Below are 14,343 nucleotides of genomic sequence, written 5' to 3' on the forward strand. Positions count from 1 at the left end.
AGACCCGGAGAGGGCGAGTCCGGTGACGGGGCGCCGCCGGACCCGCTCCTCGCCATCCACGACGACATGGCGCCTCACGAGGAGCGACGCGCCACGACAGGCGAACATAGAGAAGAACACGAGCGACAGCAGACGGTACAGACGACGAGACGACAGCGAACGACGACAGATGACGACACTCGGTCGAAGGGAGCACATCATGAATGAAGGTCTGAACAAGGTGATTCTCATGGGCAATCTCGGCTCGGATCCGGAGCTGCGTTACACCGGCAACGGCACGCCGGTGCTCCAGCTGCGCATGGCGACGAACGAGTCGTTCGTCGACAAGAACAAGGAGCCCAAGGAGCGCACCGAGTGGCACAACATCGTGTTCTGGGGCCCGCGCGCCGAGGCGCTCGCGAAGGTCCTGACCAAGGGAGACGGCGTGCTGATCGAGGGCGGGCTGCGCACGTCGAGCTACGAGAAGGACGGGGTCAGGCGCTACCGCACGGAGGTGATCGCGCGGGACCTCCGCTTCACCGGGCGGCGGCCCATGGCGCAGCCGCTGCCGGGGCTGGAGGACGACGGCGAGGCGACGCAGCCCGGCGTGGGGGTGCCGAACACGGCGCGGCTCGGGAATGGGAAGAACGGCGCGCGGGGGCGGCCGCCCGAGGCGCCCGTGCTGGATGAGCTGCCGTACTGAGGCGCTCAGGCGGGGAGGGGAGCGGGAGCGAGGCGGCAGCCAGGAGCCGCCTCGCGGCGCTCCGCGCCATCGCGGACCACGTCAGCTGAGCAGGAGCGCGCGCCTCGCCAGGCGTGCCTCTCTCTTGCTCCTCCCCTCGCCCCTCACCACGCGCGCGCTGGCCCGGCGCTCCTATCGCAGAGCGATTGCAGTGTGAATGGTAAAATACATGGAGTGTCGCTGGAATCCAGAGATTCAGTATCCGGATCCGAGCTTCCTCCCGGCCGTTTCCTTGAGGCGCCAGCGCGTGGCGTCTGCCGCATGGACGCTCGAATCAATGGAGTGTGGCATTTATGCATCGGTCGACATCACCCGGCCATGCTGCCGGGGACCGGGGAGCTGATATGGCTGATATGGCTGATATGTGCGACATGAACCCAGAAAAACGATGCACGGACTGAATAATGGGGGCGAAGCGGGTTGACGGTGGCCCGGTATAGGCAGTAGATGTTGGATGCTAGGCTCGACCCGACCAGGTGCCACTTTCTGGTTGTGACCGATCGACCTCCTGGACCGAATCTGCTCGGCCTGCGGAACGGCAACCTCATAACCGTCAACCGAGGTAACTGATGCTCAGCAACGTCGCTCGTTTTCTGATGGTCTCCGCTGCTGCTTCTCTCGTGGCGCTCGGCTCCGCTCCGGCCGAGGCGTGCAGTGATGTCGCGGACGCGGCGCTCGCTCTCATCACGGCTGGAACACCGGTGTCCAACGGCGCTCCGTTCTTCACGCGCGCCATGAGGGATCAATCGGGATACACGGCCACCGACATCGCCGTGCTCTGGGGCTCGACCAGCCCGAATTCCCATATCTACTACGACAACATCATCGCGGAGCACTATTTCACACAGGTCACGAACGTCGTCGATATCGCCGCTGGCGACCTCCTGGCCATCAACCACGTGCTCAACTCGTCGGGTACCGTCACGTACAGCGGCCATGCAGCGGTCATCACGGGGCCGGCGACGCAGATCTCGCCGGCCATCAGCCCGGTGTATGCCAACACGAAGCAGTACGCCGTGCCGATCGCCGACGCGACCTCCTCGTCCCACGGCTGCAGCGTCAGCTACCCGGACAGCCGCTGGTCGGGGGCGTGCACCGGAGGCACGTTCACGGCGGGGACGGGGACGGCGTATATGCGCCTCTACACCGATCTCTCAGGAAACCTCTTGGGCTACAGCTGGAGCGTCACCTCGGGCGCTACCTACTATTCGCCCACCACGCGCCCCTACGCCATCGGCAAGCTGACGTCCTGCTTGCCGTTCTCGGAGTGACCCCTTCTCCATCACCACACACCGGGGCGTGGGTCGCTGCGCGTCGGCGCGTGCCCACCGCTCCCGGGCGCTCTCGATAGCTCACACATCCAGGACAGCGGCCGCTGCCGTGGCCAGACGACGATAGCGCGCCGACGTGGCCCGGGGCCGGGTGCCGACCAGCGCGACCCGGGACGAACGGCGCCCGGTGGCGGCCGTCGCGGGTGCCGGTGCCGGATGAACTGCCGTGACGGGCGCGAGGCATCGGAGCGAGGCGGCCGCCTGAAGCCGCCTCGCGTCGCTCGGCAGTGCCCCGATGCGAGCATCAAGGTGGGGAGGCGGGAGGATACGACCGCAGACCTCTGCCCGTTTCTCGCCGTCGTGTGGAGTCCCTCCGGTCCAGTGGCAGCCCCACACCGCGCTCGGTGCCCGTCCCACGGTCAGCCCGGGCGCGCCCGTCCCTCACTGCCGCTCACCCGGAGCGCGCCGATGAGCGGGAGCGCGGGCTGCCCTTGGGCGTGCTCTTGGAGGCGGCGCGCTTGCTGGGCGTGCTCTTGGAGGCGGCGCGCTTGCTGGATGTGCTCTTGGAGGTGGCGCGCTTGCTGGATGTGCTCTTGGAGGCGGGGCGCCTGCGGGGCGTGCCCTTGGAGGAGGCGCGCTTGCTGGGCGTGCTCTTGGAGGCGGCGCGCTTGCTGGGCGTGCTCTTGGAGGCGGCGCGCTTGCTGGGTGTGCTCTTGGAGGCGGGGCGCCTGCGGGGCGTGCTCTTGGAGGCGGCGCGCTTGCTGGGCGCACTCCTCGCGGCCGCGCCCTTCGTGCGCGCCGTCGCGCTGCCCGCGCGCCTCGCCGTCCGCCGTCCCTCGGCGCGCACCTCGGGTGAGCTGCTCTTCTTCTTGATGGCGGCTCGCTCCTCCGGCCCTCCGGCCGCCTGCTCGGCCTTGCGGCGGGCCTCCTCTCGGTCGACCTCGACCCCTCCGTTCCTGCTCGCGGGCTTCTTGCGGCAGCTTCCCTGCTCGTGCGGTTGCTTGCCGGGCACCGGCTCGTAGCCGGGCCAGCAGCGCGAATCCTTTTCGTAAGGACGGCTCGGTCGCTTCGTCATCGTGGACCTCCTGTCGATCGCACCGTCACCTGGAGCCCCGCGCGCCACCGTCAACCGCGCCCGGTCGCCGGGACGTCCTGGCCGCCACCGTCACGGCCGCGCAATGCGGCTCCGGCCCTCAGCGTGTGGCGTGCTGCTGGATTCCAGCAGAACCAATCTCCGGGATCGCCCGATCGATGAGCCGCTCCCTCCGGAGATGTTGGCGCACGGCGTCAGCGGCGTGATGGCCGAGACGGTGAGTCGAGGCTTCGTTCAAACGGTGGACACTGTCCGGCAGTGACCTCCGAAAAGCTCTTGTGTCCTACATGAGCCTATCAAAATGAGTCTTTGACTCGGGTCCTGCCAGAAGTGTGTTGACGGGAGCCGTGTTTGGGAAGTAAACGTTGGATGCTAGGCTCGACCCGACCAGGTGCGATTCTCTGGCTACGACCGATCGACCACCTCTACCGAATCTGCTCGGCCTGCGGAACTGCAACGTAGTAACCGTCAACCGAGGTAATTCATGCTCAGCAATGTGGCTCGTCTCCTGATGGCGTCTGCTGCTGTTTCTCTCGTTGCGTTCGGCTCCGCCCCCGCGGATGCGTGCTCCGATATCTCCGATACCGCGCTCGATTTTGTCGCTGATACGGTCACTCCGTCGGTGTCGAGCGGCGCCGTGTTCTTCACAGCGGTCCAGAAGTCGGCGTTCGGCTACACGCCCACCGATATCGCCGTCCTCTGGGGATCGACCAGCCCGAACTCGTCGCAGTACTACACGAACTTCGACGCCGGGAACCACATCACGAAGATCACGACTGCCAGCGGCATCGCAGCGGGCGACGTGCTCGTTATCGGCACGGGGACGTCCTCCTCCTCCGCGCACACCGCGATCATCACGGGCTCGGCGACCCCGATCTCGGCGTTGAACCCGGTCTACGCGGGCACGAAGCAGTGGGCAGTGCCGATCGCTGATTCCACCACCACGAGCCATGGCTGCAGCGCGAGCTTTCCCGACAGCCGGTGCGTCGGTGGCGTCTTCACCGCGGGGGAGGGGACGGCCTTCTTGCGCCTCTACAGCGATCTCTCGGACAGCCTGGTGGGCTACGGCTTCACCTGGAGTGTCACCTCTGGCGCTACTTATTACACGCCCACGGCGCGGCCCTACGTGATCGGCCGGCTGACGCCCTGCCCTCCGATCTGATCGGTTCCTCGTGCGCGTGAGCCGCCGCGCCCACGCGTGCGGCGGCTCTATCCGCGAACGATCCTGGAGGCGCGCGCCTCCAGGATCGCCCTCTCCCCCCTTCTGCAACTAACGCATACCCTGCTTCTGATCTGGCGCGGGCACGCGACAGAGCTGGGCGATGCCCTTTCCGCTCAGCCGCTCGCGCGTCAGCTCGAACTGCGGCACGTACATGCAGAAGCGCCCGCTCTTCTCGGTCGCGATGCTCGCGCGCTTCGAGATCATCTCCTCGAGCTCCGAGCGGGACACGGCGGTGTCCGTCTTCAGCGTGTCCGTGATGCGCACGGCGGGCGCGTTCGGGCAGCTCATGGAGGCGGAGACCGTGAGGTTGGGCTTCACCTTCTCCTGGTCGCCGGTGCCTGCTCTGGCCTGGCTGCCACCCTGAGCGGCGCCAGCTTGAGCGTGGCTGCCACCCTGAGCGCCGCCGGCCTGTGTCTGGCTGCCGCCGGTATCCTGGCCGCGACCCTGAGCGGCGCCGGCTTGAGCGTGACTGCCACCCTGAGCGGCGCCGGCCTGTGTCTGGCTGCCGCCGGTATCCTGGCCGCGACCCTGAGCGGCGCCGGCGCGCGCCTGGCTGCCGCCGGTGTCGTGGCCGCGATCCTGGGCGCCGCCGGCCTGAGCCTGGCTGCCGCCAGCCGGCCCCTGCGCCGCGCCTCCGGTCTGGCCCTGCGCGCCGGCGCCGCCTCGCCCCTGGCTGCCGCCGCCAGGCTGGCCGCCCGGGCTGCCCGGAAGCGGCTGCGACTTGCCGGCCGCTGCCTGCTCGATCCGGCCGTTCACGGATGCCGTGTACGTGCACCCGTCCTCGACCTGAAACGAGATCTGCTCCTGGAGCTTCATGGCCTGCTTCTTCTGCCCCTGTCCCTGCTGCTGTGCGCGCTGCCCGCCGCTCGCGCCAGGCGGGTTGCCCTGCTGCTGTGCGTTGCCGCCCTGCGCGCTGCCGCCCTGCTGCGCGCCGCCGCCTTGCGCCGCGCCCGGGGTGCCCGATTCGCGTTGCTGCGGCGGGCTCGTGCTGCCCGTCTGAGCGGCCGCGAGCGCCGGCACGGCCGCGAGCGCGCCCATGGCGAGCGCGAGATGGATGGACCGATTCAACTTCATACTACCCCCACCGTAGAACCTGCTTCAGGTCGTGTTCTCCGCCGCCCCGGGCCGAGCGCCCGACTAGGCGGCCTGCTCCCAGAATTTCCGCGACAGCGCGTCCTTGATCCACGCGAGGTGCCGCTGCTCATCGTCGTAGTTGCGCTCCACGATGACCCGCGCCTCGGTCGTGAGGCCCTCGTTCAACGCCGCCTGGTACAGCCGGTTCGAGAGCTCCTCGTTGCCGCGCATCGCGAGGAGCGCGCTCTGGTCCCCCATGCTCGTGATCGCCGTGAACCCCTCGATGAGCTTGCCCTTGAGGTCGCGGGTCTGCGCGGGGATGCCGCCGAGCGATGTCACCTGGCCGCTCAGATCCACCACATGGCGCGCGTGGTCATCCCTGAACCGCGCGAGCATCTCCTTGATACGAGCGTGCTCGCACGCCCCGATGGCCTGGTCGTACGCGGCGATCGCGTCGCGATCGAGCTGGATGAGGTCGTTGAGCACCTCGATGACGTCCCTCGCCATATCGACACTCCTTCCGGGGTCGCGCTCCGCACAGACCCCCGCGCCCACCACCTTGGGCAGCGCGGCGTGGACGCAAGCCACACGCGGCGCTTCAGGTCGAGCTTGCAGCCGCCCGTCTCCGCGCTCGGCTCGGCCGCCTCCAGAGGCGGAGGCCGGCGGCGATGGGCCGTCCGGCAGCCCGGACGGCCCGACAACCTCGGCCTGGCACGGACCGTGAACCCTCGTCGGGAAACCCTGACGACTTCCGTGCACCGGCGCCACCAGCGCCGGCGCCACGGGGAGATGGGATGTGCCCATGGAACGATCTCTTTGCCCCTTGATTCGCTCCGCGCTCGCGCTGCTCCTCGTCGCCGCTTCCACGGCGTGCGCCGAGGGGCTCGCGAACGCGCCCAGCATCAACCGCGAATGGACCCCGGAGGATCGCGAGCAGGACGCCATCGCCAACGGCCCGCGCTCGTGCCCGAGGGAAGGCCAGGATCCGCTCGCGCCCCCCGGGGAACAACGCGCCATCTGCCCGCCCCCCGCCGCGCCGACGCTCCCCAACCTCGCCGCCTCACCCTGACGGCGCGGCTCGCCGCACGGCCGCCGGACACGCGCGCAGACAGGGCCACGAAGCCCCCGCGAGCAGGGCAGTCCAGAGAGAGGCCCTGCTCGATCGCCCCGGCCGGTGCGGATGTGCCCTCACGAGAACGGCAGAATGTCCCGACATGAGGCGATCTGCCTCATGCGGCGGGCGTCGTCCCCCTGGCTGCCGCCTGCGCGCGCCGCGAGCGACGATGCCGCCTGCGCGCTCGCCACGAGCGACGCTGCCGCCTGCGCTCGCCACGAGCGACGATGCCGCCTGCGCGCGCCACGACCGGCGCGCCAGCCCTCACCGATCGAGCGCGCCGGCTTCCGACGTCGCGCCTGCTCCAGAGGGGCGGCTCCGCGGCTCGCGCGGCTCATGCGGCTCGTTGACGGCGCGCTCGCAGGGCGCTGCGGCGGTGGAGTCGGTCGTGAGCCGGCCGCTCCGGCGAGGCTGCGGCGCGATCGGGATCGTGATCGGCTCCTCGATGAGCTCCGGCGTGAGCGCGCCGCGGGCGGGGGCGAAGTACGGCTCGCCGGGCCCGCGATCCTCGGCCACCTTCCACGCGCGCGGCACCCTCCTCAGCCCGATCGGGTAGATGGTGAGCCCCGCGGGGTGGACGTGGATGCGCAGGAAGTTCTTGTAGTCCTCGATGCGGAGCGCCGAGAACGCCTCGTTGCCGTGCCGCCGCGCGACGTTGAGCGAGATCAGGAGATAGACACCCATGAGCGTCGAGCCGACCGCGGCGCCGGTCAGGCCGACGAAGAGCGTCACGCCGAGGATGCTCCACAGACAATGGAGGTTCCGGACATCGACGCGGAGAAGCGCGCCGCCGAGGTAGGTGAGCCCCAGCGCGGCCCCGAGGTGCGCGCAGGCGTGGAGCGAGCCGGCGAGCCGGCGATACCAGACCCGGTGCGTGTCGGTGAAGATGATGAACAGCAGCAGGACGATGAGGACCCACGCCACGGCGCCCGGCCCGGGGCGCGGCAGCGTGAGGGAAGAGAGCATGTAGACGAAGGCGGCGGCGGGCCAGAAGCCGAGGTTGTATCGAGCGAACAGGACGTTGCGCCAGGTGAGCCGTCGCGACTCCGACTCTGATGGAAACGAGGTCTTCAGGGTGTAGATGCGCTGGTCCGCGCCCGCGCCGGAGCGGACCTCCGTGACCGGCTCGCCGTGGGTCGGGTGGAGGAACGCGCCGCCGCCCCCGGCGATGATGTTCTGCCGGCCGTCCGCGGACTCGTGACGGCGGTAGTGGTGAAGATCGCCGGCGATGCGGGCGACGACCTCGACCCCGGGCCGCGCGTCGGCGAGCTGCTTCTCGAAGAACGCGAGGTTGCTCTGGAGATCGGGGTTGTAGATGGCGCCCTTCACCCAGTCCGGCTCGGCGGTGCAGAGGACCACGCGGTCGCCGTCGCGCATCTCGTGCCTCGCCAGACGGCAGAAATACTCGATCTGCGGCTGGTCGATGTCGGCCTCGAGCTGGATGTCCACGCCGAGCAGCCAGAAGCCGTGAGGTAACTTCAGCGCGAAGTAGCTCCGGGACTGGAGCGTCTTCCACGCGCCGAGCGTGCGCTTCTGGCCGAAGAGGCGCATGAAGCTCATCAGCCCGTCGTACCAGTCGTGGTTGCCCGGGATCGCGAACAGGTGCGGCGGCTCCTTGACGTCGGCCTTCGGGAGCGCGGCCGCGTAGGGCTCGACGAGGCGCGTCCAGTACGCCTGCCGCGTGGCCGAGGGGTACACCTGGTCCCCGCCCATGATCAGCACCTCTCCGCGCTTCGTCTCCCGCGCGCCCAGCGAGAGCGACGGCCGGGCGAGCAGGCTCGCGATCGCGTATGTCGGGTTGAAGCCATCGCCCGTGTCCGCCACGTAGTCGACCCAGAGCTCGTCGCGCGTGGCGCCGTTTCGGACGGCATAGTCGAAGGGCGGCTGGGGCCCCGCGATCGCCTCGATAAGCCGGAAGTCGCCGCGCGCGCCCATCAGGCGGGAGACGATCATGTCGAGCGCGGAGCGGGCGAGCTGGAACGGGCTGTACCAGCTTGTCATGACGCTCCGCTGGAGCGCCTCGAGCCGCTGGCGATCCGGGCGATCGGTCATCCATTCCCTCCCATCACGGGAGATTATCACCAGGGGAGCGCCACGTCGCCTTCGCGTCGCGCGCTTCCAGCGCGCGCGGCGCCGTAGTAGGCACTGACGCCATGCAATTCCACGTGGGTAGGCTGATCGACCATGTTCATCTCCGCGTCGCCGACCTGGAGCAGAGCAAGCGCTTCTACAGTGCGGTGCTGCAGGCGCTCGGGCGCGATCCGGCTCGGGAGGGGCCGGGCTACTTCACCGCGGACGAGCTGTTCGTCTCGCCGAGCGACGGCGGGCCGGTGTCGCGCGTGCACCTGGCCTTCCAGACGGCGGACCGGGAGCAGGTGCACCGCTTCCACGAGGCGGCGCTCGCGGCGGGAGGCCGTGACAACGGTGCTCCCGGGGAGCGGCATTACCACCCGGGGTATTACGGGGCCTTCGTGCTCGATCCGGACGGGAACAACATCGAGGCCGTCCACCACGGGCCGTCGCAGCGGTCGGCGGCATCGGTGGTGATCACGGCCGGCCCCTGAGGAAGGCCGCGGTCGGGGCGGTGCACCCCGGGAGCCGCGTGGGTGGGGGGTCGGCGGACCGAACCACGGTGCGGCGGACCGAACCACGGTGCGGCGGACCGAACCACGGTGCGGGTCGGCGTGCGGCGGACCGAACCACGGTGCGGGTCGGCGGGTCCGGACCGAACCACGGTGCGGGTCGGCGGGTCCGGACCGAACCACGGTGCGGGTCGGCGTGCGGCGGACCGAACCACGGTGCGGGTCGGCGGGTCCGGACCGAACCACGGTGCGGGTCGGCGGACCGAACCACGGTGCGGCGGACCGAACCACGGTGCGGGTCGGCGGACCGAACCACGGTGCGGCTTCACGCTACCGACGGAATCGGCGCTCAGGCGCCGTCCTTGAGGCAGCCAGCAAGCTCGCTGAGGAGCTTGTCGGTCGCCTCCAGACCGCTCGTGAAGACCTCACCATCCCTGGCGCGACGGGACAGCCTCATATCGGGCGAGAGCCGATAAGGCGAGCCCTTCGGCTGGACCAGCCTGAGCACCTTGGCATGATCGAGCGGCGTGTCCTCGCGCAGGTGCAGCGTGACCCCCTTCGCGCTCGCCTCGCAAGCGAGCGCCTTCAGCCGCCGCAGCTCGGTCTTGAGCCGCATGAGGTGGACGAACCGGCGCGCCTCGATCGGCGGCGGGCCGAAGCGGTCCTCCATCTCCACGGCGAGGTCCTGCACGTCCTCGGCCCCGCCAGCGCCAGCGAACCGCTTGTATAGCGAGAGGCGTACGCCAACGTCGGAAATGTACTCCTCTGGCAGAAGCGCGTCGGCGTCGAACGAGAGCTCGGTGTCGACGTCGTGAACCACGGGCTCGCCGCGCAGCTCGTGCACGGCCTCGTCGAGCATCTGGCAGAAGAGCTCGAAGCCAACCTGGGCGACGGTTCCGCTCTGCTCGGCGCCGAGGAGGTCGCCGGAGCCGCGCAGCTCCAGGTCGAGCGAGGCGATCTGGAAGCCGGAGCCGAGCTCGGTATGGCGCTCGAGGGCCTCGATGCGGGCGCGAGCCTCGTCGGTCATGGCGTTCGGGGGCGGGACGATGAGGTAGCAGTAGGCCCGCTCCTTGGCGCGGCCGACGCGGCCGCGGAGCTGGTAGAGCTGCGAGAGGCCGAACATGTCGGCGCGGTCGATGAGGATGGTGTTGGCGCGGGGGATGTCGAGGCCGCTCTCGATGATGGCGGTGGCGCAGAGGACGTCGTAGCGCCCCTCGACGAAGTCGAGCATGGCCTGCTCGAGGTTCTGCTCGCTCATCTGGCCGTGCGCGACGCAGATGCGGGCGCTCGGGACGAGCTCGGCGAGGCGTGCGGCGCGCTCGTAGAGGCCCTCGACGCGGTTGTAGACGTAGAAGACCTGGCCGCCGCGGCCGAGCTCGCGGAGCACCGCCTCGCGGATGACGGCCTCGTCGTGGCGCGTGACAACGGTGCGGATGGCGCGCCGGTCGACCGGGGGGGTGGTGATGATCGACATGTCGCGGAGGCCGGAGACCGCCATCTGGAGGGTGCGGGGAATGGGGGTGGCCGAGAGCGTGAGGACGTCGACGTTGGTCTTGAGGGCCTTGATGCGCTCCTTGTGGGTGACGCCGAAGCGCTGCTCCTCGTCGACGACGAGCAGGCCGAGCCGCTTGAAGTGGATGTCCTTCGAGAGCAGGCGGTGCGTGCCGATCACGACGTCGACGCTGCCGTCCCGGAGGCCGCGGGACACCTCGTCCTGCTCCTGCTTGGTCTGGAAGCGGGACATGGCGCGGACCTCGATGGGGTAGGAGGCCATGCGGGACTTGAAGCTGAGGTAGTGCTGCTGCGCGAGCACCGTGGTTGGGCAGAGCACGGCGACCTGCCTGCCCGCGTTGGCGGCGCGGAAGGCGGCGCGGATGGCAACCTCGGTCTTTCCGAACCCGACGTCGCCGCAGACGAGGCGGTCCATGGGACGGCCGGACTCGAGGTCGGCCGCGACCTCGGTGATCGCCCGGGCCTGGTCGGGCGTCTCGTCGAACGGGAAGGTCGCCTCGAAGGCGCGGTAGTCGTCGTCCGGCGGCGAGATGGGCTCCGCGGTGGCGGCGCGGCGCTCGGCGTAGAGGCGCAGGAGCTCGTCGGCCATCTTGCGGACGCTCTTCTCGACCCGCGCCTTGGTCTTGGCGAACGTCTGCCCGCCGAGCCGGTCGAGCTTCGGGGTGCCCTCGCCTCCGCTGAATTTCTGGATCTGGTTCAGGCGGTAGACCGGCAGGTAGAGCTTGTCGCCCCCGGCGTACTCCACGGCGATGAGATCGACCGTGGTTGAGCCGACCTGCTTGTGGACGAGGCCGAGATACCGGCCGATGCCGTGATCGACGTGGACGACGTAGTCCCCGACGCCGAGGTTCCGGAGGTCCTCGAGGAACGCCTGGGACGGCTTCGTCGAGGACGCAGCGGCGCGGGCGGCGCGGCGGTGGGCGCGAGCACCGAAGATCTCCTCCTCGGTGACGAGCGCGATCCCCTCCGCCGGAGCGATGACGCCGCGCGCGAGGAAGCCCACCACAACGAGGGCCGTGTCGCGCGGCGCCGCCGAGCTGCTGCCGTCGAGGTAGGAGGGGTCGAACGGACCCAGGTTGGCCTTCACGCGCACGTCGCGGTGGCGGAGCAGGGTGACCAGCCGCTCAACCTGGGTCTGGGCGCGCGCCGCGATGAGCACTCGCAGGCCCGCTTCCTGCCAGGCAACCACGCGGCGGACGAGGGGATCGAGGGCACCGTGCTTGCCCCGTGAGGTACGGGCCGCCTTGATGGCGCGCTCCAGATCCGACTGGTCGCGCGTGGCGAGCGAGGGTGCGTCCTCGGGGACGACCTCGAAGCGCTCCAGCGAACCCGGGTCCTCCGTGGCGCCCTCAACCCCGGTGCGGTGCAGCGCAACCACGGTGCGCACGCCGAGCCAGGAGGCGACGTGCGCCTCGTCATCGTAGAAGGCGCCGAGCGGGAAGTGCGGCTCGCGATCCTTGTGGCTCCGGTCGGCGGCGGCGCGACCGAGCTCGTCACGGAGGGCGGCGGTGAGGGAGGCCGGGTCCTCGAGGAGGACGAGCGCGTCGCCTGGCAGGTACGAGGCAAAGGAGGCGAGGTCGACGTAGCCGGGCAGGTAGCCCTCGGCCCCGAAGAAGGCGCGGCCGCTGGCGACGTCGTCGACGAGGGCCCGCGCCTTCGTCGAGGGGAAATCGATGGCGTCGCACGCAGCACGGACGCGCTGGCGAGCGCGCTCGACGTTTTCAGGCGTGAGGATTGCCTCGCGCGCCGGCGGGAGCCAGACCTCCTTCACGTCGGCGACCGTGCGCTGGTCGTCGGGGTTGAAGGTCTTGATCGACGCGATGATGTCGCCGTAGAAGTCGATGCGCACCGGCAGCTCGGCGGACGGGGCCCAGACGTCGAGCAGAGCGCCGCGCACGGCGAACGAGCCGGGGTCTTCGACGAGCGGGCTGCGGACGTAGCCGGAGGCGCCGAGGCGGGCGGAGAGCGCGTCGCGATCCATCTCCTGCTCGGCGATGACGAGCTCGGCATGCTCGGTGATCTCGTCCTTGGGGACGACCTTGCGAGCGAGCGCGGTGATGGGGCAGACGAGGACCAACCACGGTAGGTCCATGCCGAGGTGGAAGAGCGTGGCCAGGCGAGTCTGCGCGCCGCGTCGATCCGGGTTGACGTCCGCGTACGGGCTGGCCTCGTTCGGCACGTAGAGAAGGACGCTGCCGAAGGCGCTGGCACCGGCGGCCTCGGCGGCGTCGGCGTCCCGATCGGCGAGCAGGAACGAGGCGTCGGCGGCGAGAGCCCGGGCGCTGTCGACATCGGGGGTGAAGGCGACGACCCGGCGGCCGGGCGCGGCAGCAAGGAGGCGACGGATGACGAGGGCGCCGGCCGAGCCGGCGGCGCCCGTGATGTGGAGCGTGCCAGGCGGGGCAGCGGCGAGCTCTGCGGCGATGTCACGGGGCGTGACGACGCGGCGGTCCGCGGGGAGGTCGAACGACGGGAGCGGCTCGTGGTCGGTCGGTGCGGAAGCGGGGGCGCCGCTCCCGTCGGTGTCGTTCGAGGCGAGCTCGTCAAGGTTGCGTGCTAGCTCGCCCATGGTGGCGGTCAGCGGGGGGCTCGAGGCGGCGAAGAGGGGGCGCTCGGGGGGCATCGACGCAGCGCGGTCTAGCATGGGGAGGGGGGTCGTGAGGCGTGAGCCGACCGTGCTGGGCGCCTGAACCTAACCTGGGCGCGTGAACCTTGGGCGCGTGAACCTTGGGCGCGTGAACCTGGGAGACCACCGGACCGCCGCCGAGGGACGTCGACCCCAACCCCCGACCCAGCCCCGTCGACCCGGCCCGCTCGGCGTGGCGCGATCCTCGATCTCCTCGAGCTGACCGAGGTTGCGACCGGCTTCGACCGACCGAGGTTGCGCCGTCCCGCCCAGGTTGCGGGCCGCCCCGCCTGGTGAATGGGCCGCGTGCGTGGGCCGCGGGTCACGAGGAGGCTGGTCTACGAGCTTGGGACCCAGTTTGCCGTGGAACCCCGGGGGACGCGGACGGGGGCGGCCGGGCTGGCCTCGAGGTTGGCGGCGTCAAGGATCGAGAGATAGCTCGTGCCGCGACCGCAATCGTGCGCGAACGTCATCAGGTAACCATCGTCCCCGGTGTCAGCCGTGCCGCCATGACTTCGGTGCACGAATATCGGCTCGCCGCATGTGTATCCCGCCGGGAAGCGGTGGCGAGGCCAAGTTGCTCCGTGGCGCAGGTCGTACTTGTAGCTCGCACTCTGGTCCGCCGCTCGCACCCAGGAGACATTGATGGCGTAACTATAGCGATGCGGACGCCCGACCTCAGCGTCGGCGATGCGCGGGTACTCGCTTGGTCAATCATTGAGGCGCCCCTCGCCGACCATGCCGGTGGGCAGGTGGAGGTCGCACCGGTGCAGGTTCGGAGCCCGCCGCTCACATCTTCAGAAGGCCCTGTCGCCACAGGCTCGGGAGCCAACACCCTGGATCGCCGACGTCATAGGCGTTCGGTCGACCGAGATGTGGCCGCGGCTTCTTCTGCTTGACAGGCTTGTTCTTTCAGCCGGTACCAGCCGTCCACGGTACGTTCCTCGCGATTCCGCGTTTCCCGCCAGGGGCCAGACCGGACCGTGGTTGCTCCGAGCGGAAGCCGACCCGACGACCGCCGCGACCCCGTCCGGGTCCAGCCGGGCCGCCGCGCCACGGCCCTCCGCTCCGGCCCCGACCGTGGTTATGCCAAGCTTCAGCTTTCAACCAGACGTCAGCCTGACCTGG

Annotated in this window: 10 protein-coding genes and 1 pseudogene; 6 read left to right on the top strand and 5 right to left on the bottom strand. The window is 70.0% G+C overall.

Annotated features, from left to right (window positions below; genetic code table 11):
- Positions 1-199 precede the first annotated feature (199 nt).
- The 4 genes from WME85_RS15825 (at position 200) to WME85_RS15840 (ending at position 4,247) form a co-directional block, all read left to right on the top strand.
- On the top strand, positions 200-682 hold the full coding sequence (locus WME85_RS15825) for a single-stranded DNA-binding protein (RefSeq protein ID WP_437839122.1): 483 nt from the start codon (positions 200-202) through the stop codon (positions 680-682).
- A 608-nt stretch (positions 683-1,290) separates the two neighbouring features.
- Positions 1,291-1,992 (top strand): hypothetical protein, encoded by a 702-nt coding sequence (locus WME85_RS15830; protein ID WP_437839124.1) that lies wholly within the window; start codon positions 1,291-1,293, stop codon positions 1,990-1,992.
- 518 nt (positions 1,993-2,510) lie between these two features.
- Entirely contained in the window at positions 2,511-3,014 is a 504-nt protein-coding gene (locus tag WME85_RS15835) for a hypothetical protein (protein WP_437839126.1), read from the top strand.
- A gap of 708 nt (positions 3,015-3,722) precedes the next feature.
- Positions 3,723-4,247 (top strand): hypothetical protein, encoded by a 525-nt coding sequence (locus tag WME85_RS15840; RefSeq protein WP_437839127.1) that lies wholly within the window; start codon positions 3,723-3,725, stop codon positions 4,245-4,247.
- A 108-nt stretch (positions 4,248-4,355) separates the two neighbouring features.
- On the opposite strand, the gene WME85_RS15845 is transcribed toward WME85_RS15840, so the two are convergent.
- Positions 4,356-5,381: a hypothetical protein gene (locus WME85_RS15845; RefSeq protein WP_437839129.1), complete on the bottom strand. Its 1,026-nt coding sequence runs from the start codon at positions 5,379-5,381 to the stop codon at positions 4,356-4,358.
- A gap of 63 nt (positions 5,382-5,444) precedes the next feature.
- Entirely contained in the window at positions 5,445-5,888 is a 444-nt protein-coding gene (locus tag WME85_RS15850) for a DUF2383 domain-containing protein (protein ID WP_437310145.1), read from the bottom strand.
- 295 nt (positions 5,889-6,183) lie between these two features.
- On the opposite strand from WME85_RS15850, the gene WME85_RS15855 reads away from it, so the two are divergent.
- Positions 6,184-6,450, top strand: a complete 267-nt coding sequence (locus WME85_RS15855; protein WP_437839131.1) for a hypothetical protein — start codon at positions 6,184-6,186, stop codon at positions 6,448-6,450.
- 309 nt (positions 6,451-6,759) lie between these two features.
- On the opposite strand, the gene WME85_RS15860 is transcribed toward WME85_RS15855, so the two are convergent.
- Positions 6,760-8,547, bottom strand: coding sequence for a metallophosphoesterase (locus WME85_RS15860; protein WP_437839133.1), 1,788 nt, complete (start codon positions 8,545-8,547; stop codon positions 6,760-6,762).
- Positions 8,548-8,648: 101 nt separating this feature from the next.
- Between WME85_RS15860 and WME85_RS15865 the strand changes: the two genes are divergently transcribed.
- Positions 8,649-9,059 (top strand): VOC family protein, encoded by a 411-nt coding sequence (locus WME85_RS15865; RefSeq protein ID WP_437839135.1) that lies wholly within the window; start codon positions 8,649-8,651, stop codon positions 9,057-9,059.
- 367 nt (positions 9,060-9,426) lie between these two features.
- Here WME85_RS15865 and mfd read toward each other — a convergent pair whose 3' ends face one another.
- Entirely contained in the window at positions 9,427-13,233 is a 3,807-nt protein-coding gene (gene mfd, locus WME85_RS15870) for a transcription-repair coupling factor (RefSeq protein ID WP_437839137.1), read from the bottom strand.
- Positions 13,234-13,553: 320 nt separating this feature from the next.
- Positions 13,554-13,910 (bottom strand): annotated as a pseudogene (locus WME85_RS15875) (carotenoid oxygenase family protein); the annotation flags it as partial.
- Between the last annotated feature and the right edge of the window lie 433 nt (positions 13,911-14,343).

The sequence above is a fragment of the Sorangium sp. So ce1153 genome (assembly GCF_051521595.1).
GTDB lineage: Bacteria > Myxococcota_A > Polyangia > Polyangiales > Polyangiaceae > Sorangium.